The following is a 23,046-nucleotide window of genomic DNA, read 5'->3' as shown; positions in this document are numbered from 1 at the left end:
ATGGCAGCGCCTAATTCACTCCTTTCGAAAAATGTTCGCTTGTCATATGTATACTACAAAATATACAATCGATCAAATTTAGGACCAAATCTCCAGCCAATGTATATTATCTCGAAGGATAACGCCCCTAAATTAAGCAGCCGCCTTCCTAGGGAAGACGGCCGTCGTCAAGTGTTCTGCCTAGTTCCACTTCAGCTTCGTCTGCACGGCCGAACTGCGGGTTCCGTCCGGGCTGACGGCGACCAGTTCGATCGTCGTTTCCGCTTCGCTGCCGATCCGTTCCAGCGATTTGACGTAATAAACTTCGTCCATGATCCGTCCGATCGCTTCCTTATTGCCGTCCGGCTTGATCCGGTAAAGATCGTAATACGCCACATGGTCCGGATTCCATGTCCAGGATACAAACACCTCCGCCTGATTGCCTTTCACGTAGGCCTCATCGATCTTCAAGTCTGCAGGAGCCGCAGGCTGTTCGGAAGCGCCTTTCGTTACGGCCATCCGTCCGATATTCATGCGGTAGTCGACCGTTTCGGCAGACGCGAAATGCAGCCCGATCGTCGCCAGAGTACGTCCGCTGTAAGCTCCGAGGCTCAATGTTTTGGTATTCCAACCTGCCGTATCGCTGCTGCCAATATCGATATATTCGAACCGGTCCGGCTGATCCTCGAACAGGAGCGCTGCTTTCATATGCGTCGGGTTGCCGGCGGCATCCGACTTATACGTGATGGACAGGTTCACGTCATTCGAGATCGCAAGCTTTGTTTTGAACAAACGGAGATCGGTCGGGTTGGCGGCACCCAGCTTACCGGACACCTTCAGAGACGAACCGCCGTCGTAGGCCGTCCCGTAATCGAAGGATGCAGCAAGCGGCGCGCCGGTTCCGGCGCTTTTCGCCCACCACTGCCAGCTCGGCAAAATGTCCTGGATGCCGGCGTTGTTCCATTCCTTCGCGCTGGATATTTCCCCATCCAGGAAAAAGGCGGTGCCGTGCCCCGTATTAAAGGAGCTCTGGAACGGATAGGAGCCGATCACCGACCGCTCCGGGATAAAATGGGCCACCCCGTCCCAGCAGCGGTATTCCGTCGGGTTGTTCGGAACCCCGCGATCCGGGTAGGGGCTGCAACCCGTCGTCAGCGTGCGGCCCGTGCGGGTAGGGTCCTGATTCGGCCCCGACCAGTAGACCCGTTCCCGCCGGAATACCTCCTCCTGCGCATTCGGGTCGAATTTGTTCGGGGCTCTGTTCCATACCATATCGGTTCCGAACAACGCCCATCCGCTTTTTGGCGCCTTGCCTGCCGGAAAAATCCACCGGGGGTCGTACGGCGGATTGTAGCCGTATTTATCGTTTTCCGTACCTGCAAACAGCACCTTGTACGGGTCCAAGCCCAGGCTTTGGGCATACGCATGCGCATTCGCCAACCTCGTTTCGTTCCAGGCATAGTTCATGAAGATGCTGTTGTTGACCGGCACCCCGTTATCCACGATCCAAGGCGCGTTGCTGCTGCTGAAGCCGTTCACGTAGCTGACCCTGCCGTCCACCGACAAGGAATCGTACCACTGCAGATGGAAGCCTTCCGGCGCTTTCGCGCGCAAATATTTGATCATCTCCATCAGCTTCTGGGCGTTTTCTTTGGAAATGCTTGCTTCCTGATTGATAAAATAGCCGTCAAATCCGAAATACTGCGCCATCTCGATCATTTTGTCCGCTACCGGAAACGATCCGTCCGGCTTTTTCTCGACCCAATCGGAGAAGTTTTGCCCCGCTCTGGGCCAGAACCATCCGCCCAAACTGAGCACGCCGTTTCGGTGCGCGGCATCCGTATACGCCGGATTCGGCAGGTTGATCACGCCAAACTCGGGATTCGTCACCGAAGAGCCGTCTACCGGGAGCCCGTGCCATGACCCGTAAAGGTCGGTGTACTGCCAAAAGTTCAGCAAATTCCGGGAGAAGGAGTCGTTGTAGCGGTACGCCTCGAAAAAAGCCTCCTTATCGTAGTCCGCGGATAGGTTCATGACCTGCGGTTCTGCGCTTAACGCCGGGTTGGCCTGGGTCGGGGCAAAGGCGGGAATGCGCTCGGCCAGGGGGATGCGGGACCTGAAGTATTTTGCGAAGCGGTCGGTTTCCGGGCTCCAGTTCTTGATTTGGTTTACGTTGTACCCGTGCATGTAAGGCTGGTGATCGGCTTTCGGCGTTTCGGCCGCAGCGGCCGCGGTTTGAAGGGCCATGGCTGCGACCCCGGCCGCAAGTAGGGCTGCTAACATTTTGGGAAGACGGCCTCCTTTTTTTCGAAAATGAAACAACAGAACACCCCGTTTCTTTCGAATGTAGATGTACTCTTTATTCATAAGCCTGCCGGAGCAAAGTATGACCTCAAGATCGAAGATGGCTCGGCAAAATAAAAAAACAGTTGCAATATACAGTCCGACTATATATAGTGAAACTATACAGTTCGACGATATAAAGCGAAGCTGAATAAAGGGGGGATCATCTTGAGCCGGGACAGACATTTGCCGCTGACGGAAACGGTTTATTATATATTGCTTGCTTTGCGGGAACCCGCCCATGGATATTTGATCATGCAAAAGGTGGAGGAGATGAGCGCCGGCCAGGTGCGGATGGCTGCCGGAACGCTGTACGGGGCGGTGGAAAACCTGCTGAAGCAGAAATGGATCCAGCCGGTCCAAAGCGAGGACAGCCGCCGCAAGGTATACGTCATTACCGACCAGGGGCTTGCCATTTTGCGCCAGGACTTTGAACGCATGAAACATATGATTGAAGTAACAAACGCGATCATGGGATCGTAAGACGGAGGAATCGCCATGAAAAAGATGAAATTTTTTACGAATTTTGACCGTGAAGAACAGTGGTTAAACGAGATGGCCCGTCAGGGGTACAGATTGGTCAATAAATCGATGACTTATGAATTCGAGCCTGCAAAACCGGAAGAGGCCAATTACCGCATCGATTACCGGACCTTTAAAACCCGCCAGGATTTTGAGGACTACAAGGCATTGTTCGATGACTGCGGCTGGACCCACGTTGCGGGGACGAAAACATCCGGAGCGCAATATTTTAAGCAAACGGGCGACTGGGGAGACGAAGACATTTTTTCCGACGTCAATTCGAAGGCGGCGCGGTACAAACGCATATCGGATATGTGGCTGTCGCTGGCTTGCAGCTTCATTCCGCTTTTTGCGGTTTTGATTTCGACGGGCGCGATTCATGTGACGGCTTTTGTGAAGCCCAAGCTGCTGTACTATACACCGGGATTATGGGAGATGAGCGGATCGCAATTTTGGAGGTCCTTCCTGTTTGAAACGCCGTTCGCCGTTATGAGAGGGTTTAGCTGGGCTGTCATTCCGATCATGATTCTCGTGTATGCCGCTTTTGCGTATAAAGCGAAAAAGGAGTATATGAAATCGCAGCAAGAGTAGGAAGAATGGGGTTAACTATAGATCAAAAGCTTCCAGAAATTCGGCGACGGCGGCCGGTTCTTTCGGAAGCTTTTTTTGATCTGTAAGAAAGTATCATTTCCGGGGTCACGAAAAGCGTATCTCAATCTGCCTTCGAAGCCAAAGCCCCACCTTGCGGAGTGATGTTGCGGCACTCTTTGTTAATCGAAAAACGGCAAGCACAGGCAGAACGCAATGACCCACAGCAGGGTCAGATTCGCCGTCGCATAAGCCCATTTGAAGGAAAAACGATGGTAAAAAAACCAGCATATAAACGAAAGCAGAGGGCCCAGCGGATAACTCAACAGGATCGCAACGTAAGTGTAGACAAACCCATTGTGGGCCGCGGCGGGGTCGTCGAACGAAAAGGCGACGATGATCAGCATGAAGGGGTAAAGCAGCAGCGTGAGTCCGTATAAAATATTTAAAATAAGCAAAATCGTAAACGCGGTCCGGTTCTTCAAACAGGGTCCCCCTTTTCGAAACCAATTTGCGATCAAAATGAATACTTACGCTATTATATGGGAATTCCCCGAAAATACCAATTCCCCCCAAGATGCGAAAAAGGACGGCAAAATGACAGAAGAAAAAATTTGGCGCCGATTGACGAGTAAGCGTTTTCATAATAAGATGAAATCAGTTTGATCTCAAGCATCAGGGTTTGACATACAAAATGAATAAAGGAGGTTTATTTGCGTTTGTGCAAACGTTTGCTCAATGAATGAAGCAGATTTTGATCATCACTTTTATCAAGGAGGCCTTATATGAGCTATCGCAGAAAAAAACCAATCCGCGCGTTGTCTTTGCTGTTGGCGATCATGATGACAATCGAACTGATTGCCGGCGTTTTCCGCCCGGTTTTGGCCGAGGCGGCGGAGGCGGAGCCGAAAAGCACGTACGCGGATGAAGGAAAAATTTATTTCCGGCTGCCGCAAACGCTGATTCAGGTCACGGCTTCAGGCGCATCCGCAGGATGGAATGAGGCGGCCGAACTCACCGATCCGGACAACGACGGTACATACACGGCTGAAGTCACCGGGCTGCAAGCCGGAGAGCAATACGCCTACGCGATTGCCGTCAACGGCGTGCTGCAAAGCGGGTCGCCCCTGACGGCTTCCGCCGATGATCAAGGCATTTTGCGCCTGTCTTATACCCCCGTGTTTAAGGTGACGGGAAGCTTTGACGCTTCCGGGGGAGCGGACCAACACCCGCTTGCGCTCGAAAGCGGCACGTATCAATACGCGACGGAGCCGCTTCCGGCCGGGGAGTATACGTATGCGTTTATCGCTTCCTCCGAAGGGACGGGAGACATCCGCTTTTCCGACCCGGGCAATCCTCCGGCGGACGGCCCCGACAGCAAAATCACGGTGGAGGCCGCAGCTTCGGAACAGCCGCCTGCAGAACCTGCGGCGAAGGCCGGACTCTCCGGGCCGGCGCCCGACCCGCTGGTTGATCAGCCGGGAGGCGCGTCCAAATGGGTGATCGCCGGCAGCTTCCAGGGCTGGAACAACAGCTCCGAAGAGACGAGAATGAAGCATTTAACGGGAGATTTTTATCAATATTCCGCGGTGCTGGATGCGGGCCATCATGAGTTCAAAATCGTTAAAAGCGGCACCTGGGACGGGTTTTCGAACAACGGCAACAATTTTGCGTTCGATTTGGATGCCCCCGCAAAGGTGAATATTTACGTCAACGAAAAGCTTGGCGAGGCGCGCATCAATTTGCCGAACGTGCAGGGCCTGCCGCAATATGCGCCCAAGCTGACCGAAGCCGAATGGCCGAGGCTGGTAGGCAATATCCAAAAGCTATTTGGCGAAAACGAGTGGGCTCCGGGCGAAGCGAAGCAGATGTTCGTCGATACCCGGTTTGACGGTTCGGTGTATGAGCTGCAGCGTTCGGTGCCTGCAGGCAAATACGAGATGAAGGTGGTGCTGGGGGACCGGTGGGATGGAATCCCGAATTACGGGGACGAAAACGGCAACAATTTTCTTTTGAACGTCCTGGATCCGTCCGACGTCATATTTTCCATTGACCTAAGCCAGCCGAAACCGGTGCTGACGACCAACTACATGCCTTCCGACGCCGCTTACGACGGCAAAATCAACAAAGGCAAGCTGTATTTCGATTCGCGTCAGATGACTTATAAAAAGCCTTTCGGAGCCGTCAAGGAGCAAACGGAAGACGTCACGCTGCGGATCGCCGCCGAGGCGGGGGACGTCCAGGTCGCGCGCGTGGAGCTGACGAATCCCGAGGGAATGTCTTCCGCTTACGATATGCATGTGGCGACTTCTTTTGGCGGGCTGGACTATTGGGAGGCCACGATTCCGAAGACGGCTTTTCAAGGCATCGGCGTATGGAATTACAAATTCATTCTCGTCGACGGGATGGCCAAAGTGGAGTACGGGGATGACAACAACCGCGGCGGAGCAGGCACGACGGCTGACGACGGGGTGCTCCCGTACGAGCTGACCGTGTACAAGAAGGATTTTAAAACGCCGGACTGGATGAAAAACGCGGTCGTGTATCAGATTTTTCCGGACCGGTTCCTCGACGGCAACCCGGACAACAACCGGGCGAAAATCGTGGACGGTTACCGCGGCGGCGCCATGCCGGGCGAAACGATGACGGAGAAAAACGGGCATAAGCTCCAATTTTTCGATGGCGGCGTCCCAGGCGACCCCGTGCCGGAGGATGTTGCAGGCTCGTGGAGCGACGTGCCGGAAAACCCGGACCGCGTGCTCCCGCAAAACAAGCCTTATTTCCCGGATGCCAAGTCGGACGGCGTGTGGACGAACGAATTTTACGGCGGGGATATCCAAGGTGTGGCGAAAAAGCTGGATTATTTAAAATCGCTTGGCGTTACCGTCATTTATTTTAATCCGGTCGCTTGGGCGGCTTCCAACCATAAGTACGACGCCACCGACTACAAGCATCTGGATCCGATGTTCGGCGAGCCGGTGTACAACAAGCCGGGCGACCCGACCTCGGGTTTGAACTACGAAGCGACAAGAACCGCATCCGACCGCGTCTTTGCCGAGTTTGCCAAACAGGCGCGCGCCAAAGGCATCCGGCTGATCGTGGACGGCGTGTTTAACCATGTCGGCGACGACTCCATTTATTTTGACCGTTATGAGAAATATCCGGAGATTGGGGCTTACGAATTTTGGTCGAAGGTTTACGACAAAATGAATGCGGATTCAAGCCTGACGTTGGAGAAGGCCAAGCAGCAGGTGGTTGATTCGTTTACGTCCCAAATCAATCCGGCGACGGGCAAGCATTACGCTTACCCCGAAGACTTTGACTTTACGACGTGGTTCAAGGTATCAAACGAAAAGGTCGACGGCCATTACAAATACGAAGGCTGGTGGGGTTTCGACTCCCTGCCCGTCATTGACGCGCCCGAACCGGCTGCCGGCGATGCGGACGGCCTGTCCGGCAACCACGAATGGAACGTTCAAGGATACCGGGACCAGGTGATCGGCCATGATTTGACGGGCCTATCAGATGACCAGGCGGCACAGCGGATGCAGGAGGCCAACTCCCAGCGCTGGGAATGGCTCGGCGCCCGCGGCTGGCGGCTGGATGTTGCGCCTGACGTGTCCTCGGGCACGTGGCAGCAGTTCCGCAAAGCCGTCAAATCGACGGAGGGAAGAACCGACGCCAACGGGGAGCCGATCGACGACCCGATCATTTTGGGCGAAGAGTGGGGCGTGGCGACCAAGTTTTTGCTTGGCGACCAGTTCGATTCGGTAATGAACTACCGCTTCCGCAGCGCTTTGCAAACGTTTGTCCTGAACGGGAACGCCGCCCAGTTCCATGAATCGCTGGAATCGATCCGCGAGGATTATCCGCAAGAGGCGTGGGAAGTCATGCTGAATTTGGTGGATTCGCACGACACCATCCGCTCGATCACCAAATACGACAAACCGTCCTGGGAAGAAGAGCATTTGCAGATCGCTCCAAGCCCGTCGGACCGGGCGCTTGGCATGCAGGCGCTGACGGCCGTTTTCCAGATGGGTTACCCGGGAGCGCCTACGATCTACTATGGCGATGAGGTAGGCCTGGAAGGCACGAAAGACCCCGACTCCCGCCGCACGTTCCCGTGGGAACGGGTAAGCGAATCCGGGGGCGGCTATGCAGGAACGGGAAAATACGCGGATCTGCTGGCAACCTACCAAAAGGCGGCTGAAATCCGAAACGACAACGAGGTATTCCGTACGGGCGATCTGAAAGTGGCCTATGACGAAGGCGACGTGATCGCTTATGCGCGCAAAACCGATGCCCAGGCGGGTCTCGTCATCATAAACCGCGGCGGCAGCGACGCGACGATCAACCTCGACACGGCTGGTTTCCTGCCATCCGATATCAGCCTCATCGACCGGCTGGGAAGCGGCACGACGGTTCAATTCAAGGACGGAAAAGCCAGTTTGACGGTCAAGGCGATGAGCGGCTTGATGATGACTTCGGATGCAAGCCTGAGGGCCGTGCCTAAAGTGAGCGGACTGCAGGCAATCGGAGGCAACGGCTCCGTCGCGCTGTCGTGGAATGCCGTTCCGGAAGCGGCGTCTTACCGCGTTTACCGCGCGCCGATCGAAGGCGGGACGCTTGAGCAAGCCGCAACGGTGAACGGAACGGACTGGACGGATACGAACGTACAGAACGGAACGAAATATTATTATGCCGTGACGGCGGTCACGCCGGATGGGGAGAGCGGTTTGAGCGATTACGCATCCGCTACGCCTTTTTATCCGGTGCAATCGGTGGAAATCACGGGCACCTCGACGCCCGTGACCTTGGGGGCAGGGCATAAGACTTCGCAAATCCAAGTCACGATCCACATACCGGGATTATCGGATCATCCTGCTTACGCCGGAAAAGAAATGCCGGGGGTTGCCGCCAAGCTGGCTTTTTACAAGGATGGCGATAACAAGGAGGATGCGGGCGAAACCAAGCTGCGTTATTTGGAAGATACGCCGGACGGGCGGAAGGTGTACTGGGCTGCGTTTGAACCGACCGAAGCCGGGACCTTCCATTATTTCGCCAAGGTGTCCACCGACAACGGACAGACATATATGGAATCTGCTTCCGCAAATGTCGATGTCTATGCCGACCCGGTGAATACGACGCCGCCGGAAGCACCGGTCCTGGCTTCGATTGGCACCGAATCGAGCCGCGCCCAGTTGGCATGGACCCACGCGGGCGGCGCGTTCAAATTCGAGGTTTACCGCAAGCAGGACGGGGGAAATTTCAAAAAGCTGGCCGTTCTCGATGCTTCGGCGCGGGGCTATACGGATTTTACGGTAACCAACGACACGACGTACACGTACCGGGTCGCAGCGATCGATGCGTTTTATAATCGGGCTTTCTCGGATGAGCAGACGGTGACGCCGAAGCTCGTCATGGTCGACGTCAAGCTCCGCTTGCATTTGCCGAGCTACACGCCGGTAGAGGACGATATTTACATCGCGGGGACGATCAACGGCTGGAACCAGGCCGGAGGGAAGCTGAACGTGCCAAGCGGGGCCACCACCCGGGACATCGTGGAATACGATTTCAAAATGATGGCCGGAAAACAGATCGAATACAAATATACGCGGGGAACCTGGGATACCGAAGCGCTGACCTCCCATTCCCGCGTGGCCGACGATCCTTCCGACATGAGCAACTATGCGTATTCCTCCGAGAATACGAACATGAAGCTGACCGTCAAAAACGAGGGCGGCAACAAGATGACCGTCAACGATTACGTCCTGCGCTGGGTGGATATGCCGATGATCGTTATGCTTCCGCGGACTTCCTACGGGGAGGCGATCGCCTACGAAACGACCGAAGACCGCTTTACGTTAAAAGCCAACGTTCCATACGGTTCGGCCGTAACCATCAACGGGCAGCCGATTCCGGCGGATGCGCTTGATGCCAAAGGGAACGTGGAGGTCCGGGACATTCCGTTGCTTCCGGGCATGAACCGCTTCTCCGTCCATACCGAGCCAAGCGCGGAAACGTTGAACTTGCCGTGGTATGAGGATAAAGGGCGGGCCGCAAAGGCAACCAAAACGATTGAGCTCGCCATTACACGCAAAGAGAAGGGAGGCGAACCGAATCCCGTTCGCGTGACCGGCGTGACGCTTGCTCCGAACGAGCTGCATTTGACGGAAGGCGGCCCTGTCGGAACGTTGACCGCCCGCGTTCAACCGGAGGATGCGGCCGACAAGGCGGTGTCGTTCGCTTCGAGCGACGAAACGGTCGCCAAAGTTGATGCCAACGGCACCGTAACGCCGCTGAAAGCAGGTACCGCAACGATAACCGTCACGACCCACGACGGCGGTTATCAGGCACAAAGCACCGTCACCGTGTCCAACAAAGGCGGGGACGGCGGCAATGGCGGCCAGGAAGGCGGAGGTTCGGGCGGATCAGGCGGCAGTGCGCCGGGCAGCTCTTCCGGCACCCCGTCAAGCCCGGGCAGCAGCCCTAGCGAAAAGGATGCCAAAACCGCCGTGTTCACCGTCGAACAGATCACAACGGCAGTGAACCATCGCGGCAATGGCAGCCCTGCCGAAATTGATGCGGGAAGCGCCGACCGCGTGCTGCTCCCGGTTCAAACGGGAAGCCTGCTGCAAGGCGCGGCGCTCCAAGTGAAACGCGGTGCCGATACGGTAACCGTTCCGGCCGCCGTTTTGGAGCAGCTTAAGGCCGCTGCCGACGGTGCAGCGCCAGGCTGGCAAATTTGCCTGCAGCTTGCAGCCGTCGACGCTTCGGCGGTGCAGCAGCTTCTGTCGAAGGCGGGCGCGAAGTCCGGGGCGCAGCTTGCGAAGCAATCGGAGTGGTATGATCTGAAGCTGCTGCTGATCGATGGAAGCGGAAAAACGATGAAAGAACTGTTGTCGTTTCATCCGGCCTTGCGTCTGAGCCTCAAAACTCAAGACCAGGCAAAACGGAACGTAACTGCGATGTACCGGGTATCGGACGACGGCGCCGTGGAATGGATCGGCGACGCCTCGAATGCCGGGGGAACCCTGACGGCAGACATTCGGAAGCCTGGCACGTATGCGGCTTTGGAATGGAGGAAGGGCTTTGCCGATCTTCCTGCAGGCCACTGGGCGTCTGACGCCGTTTCCTACCTCGCCGCGCGCCAAATCGCAACCGGAACAAGCTCAGACCGGTTCGAGCCGCAGCGCAGCGTGACGCGTGCGGAATTCGCCTCCCTGATCGCGCGCGCTTTGGGGCTGGAAGCGAAGCAGGCGGCGGCATTTGCCGACGTGCCTGGCGATGCTTGGTATGCGGCGTCCGTAGCCGCCGTGCATGAAGCGGGCATCGTGCAAGGACGTTCCGAAGCCGTCTTTGAACCAAACGCGGTGATCACCCGCGAGGAAATGGCCGTGATGCTTGTCAGAGCATACCATGCGAAGCACCCGGCAAATTCCGGCGTTTCCGGCGTAGATGCCGTATTTACGGACGCCGGCCGGATCAGCCCATGGGCCCGGGACGCCGTTCAGACAGCTGCAAAGTTAGGCTTGCTGGAAGGGAACGAAAACCGCCGATTCCTTCCGCAAGGCCAAGCGACCCGCGCCGAAAGCGCCCAAGTCATTTACCGGTTGCTCTCTGGAAAATAAGAAATACAAAGATGACCCTCGTAATAAAAACGGGGGTCATTCATTTTTGCCGACAAACGTTTCGATCGTGATTCGCGTTATGCCGCTCCCGGCAGGCTTGGCCCATTCGGGGGGATCAAGTTTTAACGGGCAATTCAATTCGGTCGCGCCGGCCTTGCATCAAAGTCATTATTCCAAAGAAAGCGACGTGTATATGAAAGCAATATAAGCGATGACCGGCAGGCTTAGTCCGATAAACAGCGACACGTAAAACCACGGGGATCGCAAGGCGTGAACGATGCCATGATCATGATCCAAATCCTGGCCCGGCTGCCGCTTCTTCTCGGCCCTTTGAACCTGCATGGAAAAACTGTTCAGCAATCGTTCCGCTTGTTCCTCCTGCAGCGCAGACAATGCCTGCCATAGCTCCGCATGTTTTTTCCGCAGCTCCTCTAGCCGCTTATTTTCCTTAACTTCCTCCGTCATGAGTCACACCGTCCTTTCCCGCTTGGGTTGAGGGATTCGTTTAATGTATATAACATAAAATGGCTCTCCAAAGTTACGACTGAAATTGATGAGCTGGGCCTGATTCTGATCCGTTTTCGATGGTTTCCTTTTATTTGCAAAGACATATTTGAAACTTTTTTGGTGTTTCCCCAGTCAAACGGGCATAAGCGGCATTCAAAGACCCGGGCCCGGGATGAGAACCGCGGGGCGAAACGCGCCTTTGAAGTCGTCAGGGGGGTGAATCAACTGAACAGCAAGAAGGGAGCATTCACGGAGCGGCAGTTTGGCGAGCGGATCGAAGCCTGCAAGGAAAAGCTCTACCGCTTTGCGTACTGCTACGTGAAAAATGAACAGGAAGCTTTGGAAATCGTCTCCGAAGCAACGTACAAAGCATATCTATCCTTCGGGAAATTGAAAAACCCGGAATATTTTGAAACCTGGATCAGCCGGATCGTCATCCACTGCGCGCTCGACCATATCAAAAGAAAGAAAAAATATACGTACACGGAAGACGGCGCGGCGGAATTTGCGGCGAAAGAAGACCCGGTTTCTTTGGAGGAGAAATGGGATCTGTATGACGCGCTGGATCAGCTGAAGCCGGAAGACAAGGCTTTTATCATATTGAAATATTTTGAGGATAAACGGTTCAAGGATATGGCGGAAGTGCTGTCCCTGCCCGAAAACACCGTCAAAACGAAGCTGTACCGGATTTTGGGCAAACTCAAAAAACATTTGATCAAGGAAGAGGTGGATGTACAATGACGGGGAAAGAACGCTATGACGACATCGAGATCCCATCCCGCCTTTCCGGGGTCATTCAGGACGCGATGAAGCGGGGACGCGCCCATAAACGGAACATGACATGGCTCCGCGGTTCGTCCGCTCTCGTGGCGGCCTGCGCCGCTTTCATCATTACGGTGAACGTGCCTGGCGTGGCCATGGCATTGTCGGATGTGCCGGTCATCGGGTCGATCGTCAAAGTGCTGCAGGTTGGAAGCGGGGGCGAGCGCACCGACGGGGTGTCCGTCACCACGACGGCGGAGGAAAATTCGCTGAACATCCATTTCACGATCGACGGTGAACGGACGGCGAGCGCGCCGGCGTATACGGTCGAACGTAAGGAAGCGCCAAACCGCTTGATCTTTACCTTTAACGGCGTCCGGAACCTGGATATGGAAAAGCTGAAGCAGGACATTCGCGGGCTCTCCAACGTCAAGGACGTGTACAGCAACGTGATTTTGGACGATTCCGCGGTCCGGTTTGTCGTCGAACTGGGTGACAATATCGATTATTCCGTGTCGGAATACCGGCAGCCCGGGTATATCCAGCTGAAGCTGTTTGGCGCAGCGAAACAGGAAAAAGCGCATGAGGTCTATGTTGTCCGCAGCCAGGAAATGGAGCAGGGTGAAACGCTGGCGATCCTTGAGGAGCAGTATGCCGGGGATGGCAGCAGCGTCATCAAAACCAAAAACGGCAAATTTGTCGTCGTCATGGGCGGTTTTGCTTCCCGCGGCGAAGCCGAGAAGCTGCTGCGCAAATTATCCGCCAGAGAGGACTATTTCGAGCCGCTCCAAGTCGACGGTTGGATGAGCAACGAAAATCCGGAGTGAGGCATGAAGCGGGACGGCAACCCGCAGTGAAGAACCTTCTTTCGGATAAGGGCCGTCCCGGACACGAACGGACCTGTTCTCCCGATGACGGCCCGTTCCCGAAATAGCGAAAAGGACAGCTGCGCGCTGTCCTTTTCAAGTTTCGAAGGCTGTCGGCAGGAAGGCCTTTTTTTTGCAGAGCTTCCTTTGCCGGCTTTCTTTTATTCATCTATTTCACTACATTAAGAGTCGTCCCTTTGACGAGCCCGGGCTTCCCCGCCCTTACGGCCGGCTTCCTCGCGGCTCATTTTGCCATCTTTCTCATCGCTGTCGCTTCTCGCTTCGCCGCCCTTACGGCCGATTTCCTGATAAAAATCGCGGTCATGGGAATCCGACGTCGCTTCGCCGCCCTTACGGCCGATTTCCTGATAGAAGTCACGGTCGTGGGAATCCGACGTTGCTTCGCCGCCTTTGCGGCCGATTTCCTGATAAAACTCACGGTCATGGGAATCCGCTGTCGCTTCGCCGCCTTTGCGGCCGATTTCCTCATAGAAATCGCGGCCATGGGATTCCGATGTTGCCTCTCCGCCTTTACGGCCGATTTCCTGATAAAATTCACGGTCATGCGTTTTGGCGGTCGTCTCGCCACCCTTGCGTCCAGCTTCTTCGAGTGTCATCTTACGGTCATCCTTATTGTTTGCCATTTCGAATCACTCCTTCTAGGGTATTGAGTTTTGCTTGCGCACTCTTTACTTACCCGTGCATCGGAATCTGAAACATCCGATGGATGCTGGAGCAGGGCGAGCGGATTCATGCTAAGCCAGCTTCGACCCAAGCGACTCCGCCTTTTCCAGCCAGCGCTTGCGCTTTTCCAGGGCCAGCATTTTTAACTTGCGTCCCCCACCAGTTCGGGTAGACCCACACCAGATGGTCCGCCTGCAAAATGGCCTCGTGCATAGTTTGTTCCCCCTGATCGAAACGGCGTCGTGTAAAATAGAATTGAACCCATCATAACGGGAACCAAGTGGCAAGCGACATGAGGAAACGCGCGGAAAGCTTGATCATTTGCGCCGGTCGGGAGGAGGCGGATTGAACACAATGGGTGTACCGGCCACGCTGCTGTGGCCGATCCGCAAATCGATGGCCGCAAGGGGGCTCGACTGGGAAACGTTTTGGGGCTTATGCCGGTGTAGATCACGGGCTGCTTGCACACGCGGAACTCGAACGGATCGTGCAATCGGCGGCCGGCAACAAGTTTGGGACCTATTTTATGGCGTTAACGGTTAAAGGGATGAATGAACCGTCGCTGACAGGAAGGGGAATGTTTTTTGCCTTATTTTACGATATTTGCATCCCGAAACGATATCGAGGATATCGGCGGGCTGGTTCATGAGGTTTTTGCGGACGGCTTTAAAGTAACGGGCGGGGCTCCGGGGGAAAAGGAGATGACGGTTCAGCCGAAGGGCTGGTTCAAAAACAACAAAATCACGATTCGCGTGGCCTCGGAGGATACCGATCCGGATTATTTCGCGAACAATATGCCGGGAATGATGGGATTTTACGACCGCATCCCGTTCCAGGACGACGATTTGAAACGCCGCGTGCTGATCCAAATCTCCGTGATTAACACGATGCTGGCGATCGAAACGGAAAAAGAATACGGCCAAGACGACCTGGACCGCTTCGTCAGGCTTGCCGCCAAGGTGGACGGCATCGGGTTTATCCCCGACGGGACGCTGCTCGACCGGGATGGGCGGGTCATCGTGTATCCCGACGGCAGCTCCGATGCCGCCGATTTCAGTCCGCGGGCATGCACGAGAAAAATCCGGGGCGAGGACCGTACGACGCCGGAGGGCGCGGAGCGAAAGCAAAGAAGTCTGGCGTATCTGACGGAAAAGCAAGTCCCGTTCGTGGAGCATTTGCCTGAACTGCCTCCGCTTAGCGAGCTGAAGGTCAGATCCAGGGAGGAGATCGCCCGCCGGGCCGCGGCGCTGTTGATCGTCATCCAATACGCGTGCGACGTCGCCCAAGAGGGGGACTTGGCCGAGTCGAAGGCTTTCGTGAACCGCCTGCTGGAGCAATTCGGGGTCAAGGATGCATTAACCGAAGCCGAAAAGGATTTGCTGGAGGAGGCGGAGCCCGGGTATCAGGACGCCGTCAATCTGGTCTGGCAGTACGAGGCTTATTGGGCGCTGCTCTGGGCGCTTGGGGTGCTGGATTCGCTTGATTTTCCGGATCATGCTTGCGACTCCCATGCCGCGATTGAGGCGGTATCGAGCTGCGGCGGTTTCGACGAGTTTTTGGAGCGGACGGCGCTTCGGCGCGCGGAAGACATATTGGACGAAGCGGACAAAATCTATCGCTTGCATTGGGCCTGCGTCAATGACCGGATTCATGGCAGGGAGCCTGCGGCCGGCCTGAACGAAAGCGTCGTGATGGAGCGGCGCCGGGCGTTATTTTGGATGATCGGCTTCCGGGACGAGGCATGGGACGATATCAGCATGGATACATAATGGAAGCCCGGAACGCAAAAGGGATGTCCTCAAGGTGCGAACCTTGGAGACATCCCTTTGTTTTGTTGTGCACAGTCCCGGGGGTCCGGCGGGATAACCCAGCGCTTTCCCGCCTTACTGGCTGCTCATCTTTTTATGATACGCTTCCGTCATTTCATCCGCCACCTGCTTCAAGGTCGGGTCGTTGCGCAGCTGCTCGATGAATTTGTCGTAGTTTTCGATGGTGTCTTTGCCGATGATGACCTTGGTGCGCATGTCGCTCACTTTTTTCGAAATTTCAGGATAGTATTTGTTGTAAGCCTCGGAGTACAGCTCGCTGCCGGGGTTCGGCGTTTTGATTTTTTTGCGTTCATTCACGATTTCGACGTTCCGGTTGTACACATCGTCCGGCATGCCGACCGCGCCGATGGACATGTCGTCGCTGATCAGGTGGATCAGGTTGTTCATGTTGCCGTCGCCCAGATGGTCCTTTTCGCTTTGCGGCGTCGGGATTTTCCGGCCGTTCTCCACCTTGTAGTGGACGCCTTCGATGCCGTAGGTCGCCAGCTCGTTGCCTTCCTTGCCGTAAGCATAGTCGAAAAATTCGAGGATTTTTTTCACTTTTGCCTCGGACACTTTTTTCGGAATCAGGTATACCCCGTAATACGGCGTGCCGGACGGCGTGTATTTTTCCCCGCCGGCGTTTTCCAGGTACGTGATCGGCATATAGTCGGCCGTCGGCACGACCTCGCGGATTTTGGAGCCCGTCACCCACGCATGGTTCATCGATTGGGACGTGCCGCCTGCATTGCCGCCGCGGATCAGGTCCACCGTCTGGGAATATTTCATGATGGCAAAATCTTTCGGGAACAGCCCCGCGTCAAATGCTTTTTTCAGCCACAAAACGGCATCGCGGGAAGCGTCTTCGGTGATGACGGGAACAAGTTTGTCGTCTTTCAGCTTCCATTGGCCTTGCGTTCCGTTAAACACGCCGTACACGAAGCCCATCGTATCGGGGTTGGCCGCATAAGGCACTTCGTCCGCCTGTCCGTTGCCGTTCGGATCCTTTTCCTTGAATGCCTTCAGCACCTCGAACAACTGGTCCATGTTCGTCGGCGTTTGCAGCCCGAGCTTATCCATCCAGTCCTTGCGGAGAATCGGGAAGGCACCCCCGCCATAGCTTGGATAGTAGCGCGGAATGACGTAGTTTTTGCCATCCACCTTGGAGGCGGTCCACATTTCGGCGAGATTCGAAGCGCTCAGGTTTGGATAATCCTTGATGTGCGGCGTCAAATCCCAGAAGACCCCTTGCTTGATCATTTTTTGCAGCTGCGGGTTGATCAGCGACTCCACGAACGTCACTTCGGGCAGATCGCCGGAGGCGAGCATGACGTTGATTTTTTCCTCCGACGTGGACGGGGACAGCCAGGTGATGTCGAGCTTGGTGTTGGTGCGCTTTTCGAATTCCTTCCAGATCGGGTTGGTATTGTCGATAAATTCGGTGGCGTAATTCAGCGTCTGCATCTGGATCGGCGTCGGCCCGTCTCCCTCTTTCGATGCCCCTTTGGAGCCGCCGCATGCCGTCAGCAGCACGCTCGCTCCCAAGAGGATCAGCATGGATTTCATCAGCATCTTTTTCTGTACCTTTGTTCCGGATGGACTCATTTCATAACCTCCTTTGATTTGGCAAACCTGTATGTCTCATTCCTTCACGGAGCCGACCATGGCGCCTGTCGCAAAATGCTTCTGAAGGAACGGATACACGAGCATGATGGGAACGGTGGCGATGACGACCGCGGCCATTTTGAGCGTTTCCGTCGGCAGCTGCCGGTTCATTTGCAGGGACACGTTTTGTTCGCCGCCGCCCATGGTGGTCGGATCGACGAGCATGTTTTGCAGCAGCACCTGCAGCGGCCATTTCGCCTGCTGGTTGATGAACATGATGCCGTTAAAATACGTGTTCCAATAGCCGACCGCAAAAAACAGGCCGAAGGCGACGATGGCGGGCAGCGACAGCGGGATGATGATCCGCCAGAAGACGCTGATTTCGGTGCAACCGTCGATGCGTGCGGCTTCGTCCAGGCTGTCCGGGATGCCGTCGAAAAAACCTTTCATGAGCAGCACGTACCAGCCGCTGGTAAGCGAAGGCAATATCAGGGACCAGACGCTGTCGATCAGGCCCAGATTCCGCACGATCAAGTAGACCGGGACAAGCCCCGGCGTGAATAAAAAGGTCAGCAGGATCATGAACATCATCGTTTTGCGGAAGCGCAGGCGCCGGCAGGAGATGGCGTAAGCGAGCCCTCCCGTCACAAGCAGGCTGAGGGCGGTGCCGACCGTGGCCAGAAACACGCTGACCATCAACGAATTGACGAACAAGCCGTTGCCGAGCAAATATTTGTAGGCATCCAGCGACCATTGATGCGGCCACAGGATCAAATCCCGGGTATAATACTCCGTCGAATCGGTAAACGAAAGCACGAGGGTGTAATAGATCGGGAAAACCATGGCCAGGCTGAACAAAATCAGAAGGCCGCCGTTGGCGCAGGCAAACAGCCGGTCTTTCCAGGATGCATTGACTTCCATGATCATCGGCTAAACTCTCCTTTCGGTGGGGGCTTTTGCGTTAATACAGGCTTTCCTGGCCGAAGTGTTTTGCGGCCCTGTTCGCGCCGACGACCAAAATGACGCCCACGATCGATTTGAAGAGGCCGATGGCGGTGCTGTAGCTGAATTCCCCTTGCCGGATGCCGACTCGGTAGACGTACGTATCGAATACTTCGGCGACCTCGGTCACGGCGGCGTTCATCATCAGATAGACCTGCTCGAAACCCGTGTCCATGATCGTTCCGAGCCGCAAAATGAGCAAAATCATGATGACGTTCCGCATCGCGGGCAGCGTGATATGCCACATCCGCCGGAAACGCCCGGCTCCGTCGATGACGGCCGCTTCGTACTGCTGCGGGTCGACGCCGGCAATGGCGGCGAGGAAAATGATCGTGCCCCAGCCGACCTCTTTCCAGATGGACTGCGCCGTCAGCATGCCCCAAAACAGCTTCGGATTCGATAAAATATCGACCGTATCTTTGTCCAGCGCCGTCAGCAGCTTGTTGAACAGCCCTTCGGACTGGGAGAACATCAGATAGGTCAGGCCGTAAATCAGCACCCACGACAAAAAGTGCGGGATATAGATGAGCGACTGCACGGTCCGTTTCATCAGCTGATGGCGAACCTCGTTCAGCATCAGGGCGAGGATGATCGGCGCCGGGAAAAAGAAAACCAGATTCATCAAGCTGATCCCGAGCGTGTTGCGCAGCAGCATCCAGAAGTCCGGATTCGAGAAAAACCGGGTAAAATGTTCGAATCCGACCCATGGGCTCCCGGCGATCCCCAGATAAGGGGAATAGTCCTGAAAACCGATGACCAGGTTGGTGATCGGAATATATTTGAAAATAATGAAAAACAAAATGCCCGGCAGTGCCAGCACGTACAAATACCGGTCCCGTTTCAGATCCGGCCACAGCGGCCGTTTGGATTCCCGCAGCCTTGCAGCACCGGATTGGGTTGATCGTTTCCGCATCTGTTTACCTCGCTTTCTTTTGTCTATGGAAAATTTCGTCTTTCGCGAATTTGTCCTTTGCCCACAAAACTTGGTTTCGAACGGGCCTGGAAATCGCGCATGCCATAAGCACAATGTAGAGGCTCGCGGCATTTCCGGCAATTTGATTTTATTTTCGGGCAACGACGGCGGGGTTTTTTATGCCTTTGCGATCGGGCTTTCGTGGCTTCGGTTTGAGCCTGAAGGCGAGGCACTCCCCGTTATCCGTTTCATGGCGTTGCACTTTTTTTACCCGAAGGGATTGGCCCCCGGCATCCGGCGAAATGGCATGATTTTTCGCGTTGTAAGCCTTTTCATGTGGGCCTCGTTTCGTTATGATGGATGGTACAACACGCCGTTCGCGAGTTATGGCTTATTTCGAACAGTACCGTCAGGAGTGAGGGATTTGGGGAAGGAATGGACAAGGAAATTGGCTTCAAAAGGAATCATGTATTGGAAAACCATCGCGCTGGCCATCATGCTCACCTGCGTTCCCATTTCGATCGTAAGTTTTATCAACTGGCATGTCGGCAACCAGTACCTGATCCGGCAGCACCAACAGAACAACGAGCAGCTGCTGAAGGATACGGCGCGGCAAATCGATGAGCAATTTTCCCAGCTTGTCCAATATGCCGTACACATGATGTCGAACCCTATACTGAAACCGTCCCTGGCCGACACGAACTTCGTGGACCAGTTCGAAAAAACGCAGGAGCTCAGCGATACGCTTTATTTTATCGAAAACGGCGATCCGCTGGTTGACCAAGCTTATCTGTATGTGGCCAAGCAGGACAAGATCATGCAGCCTATGCTTGGTTTGCGCCACTTGGATGATCCGGCGGATGCGGCCGCCTGGAAAAAGATCATGTCGTCCGACCAAAGCATTTTTTGGACGAACGCGCTGCCCCGCCCGTACAATAAAGGGAAACCGACGCATGCCATCGTCATGAAGCTCCCCTTCAACAGCCAGCAATCCTACGGTGCGCTTGTGTTGTACGTCAACCCGGCCAAAGTGCACCTGAACGCCAATTCCGAGCAGGTCGCTTTTGTCCTCGACGGGGAGGATACGCTGGTCGGGCAATCCGACGCAAGCAAACAGCATCCGGAGGTCATGCCGCGCATTCTGGAGAAATTAAGCACCGTCAAACGTACCTACGACACGCAGATGCATTTTCAGCTCCCGGTAAAAAACGACAAGCTGCTTGTGAGCGTGTTATCCTTTGAAAAAATGGGCGGCATTTGGACCTTCGTCTCGGGTACGCCGTCTTCGGCCGTTACGGCGCCTACGGGACCGTACCGGCATGTTGTGGTCGTGTATTGGATCGGCTCCCTGTTCGTGGCGCTGGCCCTCAGCTGGTTCGCCTCCAACCGGATCTACAGGCCCATCCGCAAAATCGTCGATTTGTTCAAGGAAGGCAAGCCGGAGCCGGCTTTGTCGAACGACGAGCTGAAATACATCGAGGAAAAGTGGAAGCAGTACCGGTCCGTCAACGAGACGCTGCAGAGCAACCTGAACCAGTCCATTCCGAAGGTGCGGGAAGCGCTCATCAACCAGTTCGTGACGGGGCAGGCGGCCCATCTGACGGAAGCCGAAATCATCGAAAAGCTGCAGGCGCTGCAGCTGGATCTGACGGAACATCGCTTTTTTATCGTGGTATGCCGCCTTCATTCCCTGACGCTGGGACGCGGCCAGCTAACGGCGAAGGACGTGCAGCTGCTGACTTACGCCGCCATCAACCTGCTGCATGAAATGTCCGAGCGGACCGGCTCATACGTGCATACCCTCGATTTTATGGACGGCTCGTTTGCGGTCATTTCATGCGTGCCGGCCGCTGAGCCGGGGAATGATCTGAAGCCGACGCTGATGCAGCTCGGCAGCGACATGCTGGATACCCTTCGGAATGTGCTGAGCATGCCGGCCACGATCGTCGTGAACGGGCCAGCGGCGGCTTGGCGCGACGTGCCCTATTTGCTGGAACAGGCCAGAAGGGCGCTGAGCTACCGCACCTTTACGTCCGACAGCCAGCTGCTTGAAGCCGGGGCGGTGCTGGAGAAAGCCAACGTGGAGGTCGAATTTCCTTTCGAGCTGGAGCAGGAATTTACGCATACGCTGAACCTGGGACTGGAAAAAGAGGCGGAGGATATTTTGATCCGGTTCGTCGAAGCGCTGCAGAAGGACGGGGCGCCGGAATGGGTCGTGCATCAAGGCCTGATGCGGCTGAAAAACAGCCTGTTCCGTTCGATGCTGCAATCGAACCATAACCCTTACGCCATCTATGACGGGATCAAACTGCAGGAGGAGATGGAGGCGCTTCGGGATGCCAATGCCTGCATCCAGTGGTTCCGGGAAAACATGATCCGGCCCTACATCGAGGTGTTGAACCGGAGTTATCATCCGTTCATGAAGGGCATCGTGGACCAAATCATCGCGACGATCCATGAAAATTACATGGCCGAGCTTTCGCTGGAAACGTTCGCCATGGAGGCGGGGGTCAGCGTGTCCCAGCTCAGCAAGGCATTCCGGCAAATGACGGGATCGAACTACATCGACTATTTGACTTCCCTCAAAATGAACCACTGCAAAAAGCTGCTCGTTTCGACCGACATGAAAATCAGCGATATCGCCCGGGCGGTCGGCTATCAGCCGCCTTACTTCAACCGGATGTTCAAGAAGCTGGAGGGAATGACGCCGGGACAATACCGGGACCAGTTCAATCCTGCGATGCAGGATAAGAAGGAAGCGTGAAAACACTTTTGGAGGTGCGGTATGCGGGTTGGCATCATTGGAGGAGGTTTCGGCCTGAGGGTTCAGGCGCCATTGATCCGGCTTCATCCGGACATGGAGGTCGCAGCCGTCAGCACCTTGATAAGGCATGAGCTCCCGGACGAATGGGCGGGATGTAAACAAGCTCCGGTACATTATAAAGACTGGACGGAAATGCTGGATCGGGAGGAGCTCGAACTTCTGGTGGTCAGTTCCCTTCCTTCGGATCACTTCCGAATGGTAAAGCGAGCGATTGAGAAAGGGCTGCCCGTCATTTGCGAAAAACCTTTTGCGATGAACAGCCAAGAATCGGGGAAGCTGATGGAGATGGCGGCGAAAAGCCAGGCCAAGGTCGTCATTGACTTTGAATGGCGATATTTGCCTGTGCGGCAGAAGGTAAAGGAGCTAATCACGAACGGTGCCATTGGTCAGATCCTTCATTTCGAATACCACATATCGAGCCCGCAATATGCAAGGCTGCTGACTGCCCCAAGGGGCTGGATGGGGGAAAAAAGCAAGTTCGGAGGCATGCTCGGTGCCGTCGGCTCGCATATGATCGATTGCTTGCGGTGGCTTGCGCAGGATGAAATCGAGATCGTCCGCGGAACCGTGCATACTCATGTCCCCGAGGGGGCCGAAGAAATAAGGGACGCAGACGATGCTTTTTTCGTTCACGGCATGATGAGCAGCGGATTCACATTTTCGATTCAATTCTTGTCCGGGGTTCATCATGGTTTCGGGTCACAGCTAAAAATATTCGGAAACAAGGGTACGGTAACGTTAACGGATGATCGGGTTCTTCGTTTCGGGGAAGCGGGGGGCCAGCTTACCGAAATCGCCCCGCCGTCCCCAAAGGTGGCGCCTTCTTGCATTTCGGCGGAGGCTCAAGCCTATTTTCCGGCATTCTATCCGTTTTTAGACAAGGTATATCGTTATATCAAGTTCGGCCAACCCGATGCGGATCTGCCTCTAATCGAAGACGGGCACCGGAACCAAGCCGTGCTGGACCGAATCTTAGGTTCGTAACCCGATCCGGTTTATCCCTTTCCGTTCC

General features: G+C 55.3%; 15 protein-coding genes. 8 read left to right on the top strand and 7 right to left on the bottom strand.

Annotation, left to right across the window (positions count from 1 at the left end; genetic code table 11):
• Positions 1–180: 180 nt before the first annotated feature.
• On the bottom strand, positions 181–2,262 hold the full coding sequence (locus AC27KL_RS02780) for an endo-beta-N-acetylglucosaminidase (protein WP_487168736.1): 2,082 nt from the start codon (positions 2,260–2,262) through the stop codon (positions 181–183).
• A gap of 228 nt (positions 2,263–2,490) precedes the next feature.
• Between AC27KL_RS02780 and AC27KL_RS02775 the strand changes: the two genes are divergently transcribed.
• Both AC27KL_RS02775 and AC27KL_RS02770 read left to right on the top strand, forming a co-directional pair.
• On the top strand, positions 2,491–2,805 hold the full coding sequence (locus AC27KL_RS02775) for a PadR family transcriptional regulator (RefSeq protein WP_339322974.1): 315 nt from the start codon (positions 2,491–2,493) through the stop codon (positions 2,803–2,805).
• A 15-nt stretch (positions 2,806–2,820) separates the two neighbouring features.
• Positions 2,821–3,435: a DUF2812 domain-containing protein gene (locus AC27KL_RS02770; protein ID WP_487168735.1), complete on the top strand. Its 615-nt coding sequence runs from the start codon at positions 2,821–2,823 to the stop codon at positions 3,433–3,435.
• A 179-nt stretch (positions 3,436–3,614) separates the two neighbouring features.
• Here AC27KL_RS02770 and AC27KL_RS02765 read toward each other — a convergent pair whose 3' ends face one another.
• The gene (locus tag AC27KL_RS02765) at positions 3,615–3,917 is read right to left on the bottom strand and encodes a hypothetical protein (RefSeq protein WP_339322976.1); all 303 of its coding nucleotides are present in this window, start codon (positions 3,915–3,917) and stop codon (positions 3,615–3,617) included.
• Between the two features lie 300 nt (positions 3,918–4,217).
• On the opposite strand from AC27KL_RS02765, the gene AC27KL_RS02760 reads away from it, so the two are divergent.
• Positions 4,218–11,063, top strand: a complete 6,846-nt coding sequence (locus tag AC27KL_RS02760; RefSeq protein ID WP_487168734.1) for an alpha-amylase family glycosyl hydrolase — start codon at positions 4,218–4,220, stop codon at positions 11,061–11,063.
• A 168-nt stretch (positions 11,064–11,231) separates the two neighbouring features.
• Here the strand turns inward: AC27KL_RS02760 and AC27KL_RS02755 are convergent, their stop codons facing one another.
• Positions 11,232–11,528: a hypothetical protein gene (locus AC27KL_RS02755; RefSeq protein ID WP_339322979.1), complete on the bottom strand. Its 297-nt coding sequence runs from the start codon at positions 11,526–11,528 to the stop codon at positions 11,232–11,234.
• Positions 11,529–11,786: 258 nt separating this feature from the next.
• Between AC27KL_RS02755 and AC27KL_RS02750 the strand changes: the two genes are divergently transcribed.
• Together AC27KL_RS02750 and AC27KL_RS02745 are read left to right on the top strand one after the other, a co-directional pair.
• The gene (locus AC27KL_RS02750; protein WP_487168733.1) at positions 11,787–12,311 is read left to right on the top strand and encodes a sigma-70 family RNA polymerase sigma factor; all 525 of its coding nucleotides are present in this window, start codon (positions 11,787–11,789) and stop codon (positions 12,309–12,311) included.
• Complete coding sequence (locus AC27KL_RS02745) at positions 12,308–13,159, top strand: SPOR domain-containing protein (protein ID WP_487168732.1); 852 nt, start codon at positions 12,308–12,310, stop codon at positions 13,157–13,159. Before AC27KL_RS02750 ends, AC27KL_RS02745 begins: the two co-directional genes overlap by 4 nt.
• Before the next feature lie 221 nt (positions 13,160–13,380).
• Here the strand turns inward: AC27KL_RS02745 and AC27KL_RS02740 are convergent, their stop codons facing one another.
• Positions 13,381–13,842: a KGG domain-containing protein gene (locus AC27KL_RS02740; protein WP_487168731.1), complete on the bottom strand. Its 462-nt coding sequence runs from the start codon at positions 13,840–13,842 to the stop codon at positions 13,381–13,383.
• Between the two features lie 624 nt (positions 13,843–14,466).
• Here AC27KL_RS02740 and AC27KL_RS02735 point away from each other — a divergent pair.
• The gene (locus AC27KL_RS02735; RefSeq protein WP_487168730.1) at positions 14,467–15,651 is read left to right on the top strand and encodes a DUF4272 domain-containing protein; all 1,185 of its coding nucleotides are present in this window, start codon (positions 14,467–14,469) and stop codon (positions 15,649–15,651) included.
• 114 nt (positions 15,652–15,765) lie between these two features.
• Here the strand turns inward: AC27KL_RS02735 and AC27KL_RS02730 are convergent, their stop codons facing one another.
• The 3 genes from AC27KL_RS02730 to AC27KL_RS02720 are packed head-to-tail and all read right to left on the bottom strand — an operon-like array spanning position 15,766 to position 19,210.
• Positions 15,766–17,295, bottom strand: coding sequence for an extracellular solute-binding protein (locus AC27KL_RS02730; protein ID WP_487168729.1), 1,530 nt, complete (start codon positions 17,293–17,295; stop codon positions 15,766–15,768).
• A 36-nt stretch (positions 17,296–17,331) separates the two neighbouring features.
• Complete coding sequence (locus AC27KL_RS02725) at positions 17,332–18,222, bottom strand: carbohydrate ABC transporter permease (protein WP_487168728.1); 891 nt, start codon at positions 18,220–18,222, stop codon at positions 17,332–17,334.
• A 34-nt stretch (positions 18,223–18,256) separates the two neighbouring features.
• Positions 18,257–19,210, bottom strand: coding sequence for an ABC transporter permease (locus AC27KL_RS02720; protein WP_487168727.1), 954 nt, complete (start codon positions 19,208–19,210; stop codon positions 18,257–18,259).
• A gap of 424 nt (positions 19,211–19,634) precedes the next feature.
• Here AC27KL_RS02720 and AC27KL_RS02715 point away from each other — a divergent pair, with 424 nt between their 5' ends.
• Positions 19,635–21,974 carry a helix-turn-helix domain-containing protein gene (locus tag AC27KL_RS02715; RefSeq protein ID WP_487168726.1) on the top strand — a complete coding sequence of 780 codons (2,340 nt, stop codon included), beginning with the start codon at positions 19,635–19,637 and terminating at the stop codon, positions 21,972–21,974.
• A 21-nt stretch (positions 21,975–21,995) separates the two neighbouring features.
• Positions 21,996–23,018: a Gfo/Idh/MocA family protein gene (locus tag AC27KL_RS02710; protein ID WP_487168725.1), complete on the top strand. Its 1,023-nt coding sequence runs from the start codon at positions 21,996–21,998 to the stop codon at positions 23,016–23,018.
• The last annotated feature ends 28 nt before the right edge of the window (positions 23,019–23,046 follow it).

It is taken from the genome of Paenibacillus sp. YAE3 (assembly GCF_057546105.1).
Note: the sequence above shows the minus strand (reverse complement) of the source record. Positions and strands in the feature narration are given on the sequence as shown.

Bases quoted from the DNA above. Each gene is read 5' to 3' on its own strand.
- AC27KL_RS02730 (WP_487168729.1), bottom strand. From the start codon at position 17,295: ATGAGTCCATCCGGAACAAAGGTACAGAAAAAGATGCTGATGAAATCC.
- AC27KL_RS02710 (WP_487168725.1), top strand. From the start codon at position 21,996: ATGCGGGTTGGCATCATTGGAGGAGGTTTCGGCCTGAGGGTTCAGGCG.
- AC27KL_RS02755 (WP_339322979.1), bottom strand. From the start codon at position 11,528: ATGACGGAGGAAGTTAAGGAAAATAAGCGGCTAGAGGAGCTGCGGAAA.
- AC27KL_RS02780 (WP_487168736.1), bottom strand. From the start codon at position 2,262: ATGTTAGCAGCCCTACTTGCGGCCGGGGTCGCAGCCATGGCCCTTCAA.
- AC27KL_RS02745 (WP_487168732.1), top strand. From the start codon at position 12,308: ATGACGGGGAAAGAACGCTATGACGACATCGAGATCCCATCCCGCCTT.
- AC27KL_RS02770 (WP_487168735.1), top strand. From the start codon at position 2,821: ATGAAAAAGATGAAATTTTTTACGAATTTTGACCGTGAAGAACAGTGG.
- AC27KL_RS02760 (WP_487168734.1), top strand. From the start codon at position 4,218: ATGAGCTATCGCAGAAAAAAACCAATCCGCGCGTTGTCTTTGCTGTTG.
- AC27KL_RS02725 (WP_487168728.1), bottom strand. From the start codon at position 18,222: ATGATCATGGAAGTCAATGCATCCTGGAAAGACCGGCTGTTTGCCTGC.
- AC27KL_RS02720 (WP_487168727.1), bottom strand. From the start codon at position 19,210: ATGCGGAAACGATCAACCCAATCCGGTGCTGCAAGGCTGCGGGAATCC.
- AC27KL_RS02740 (WP_487168731.1), bottom strand. From the start codon at position 13,842: ATGGCAAACAATAAGGATGACCGTAAGATGACACTCGAAGAAGCTGGA.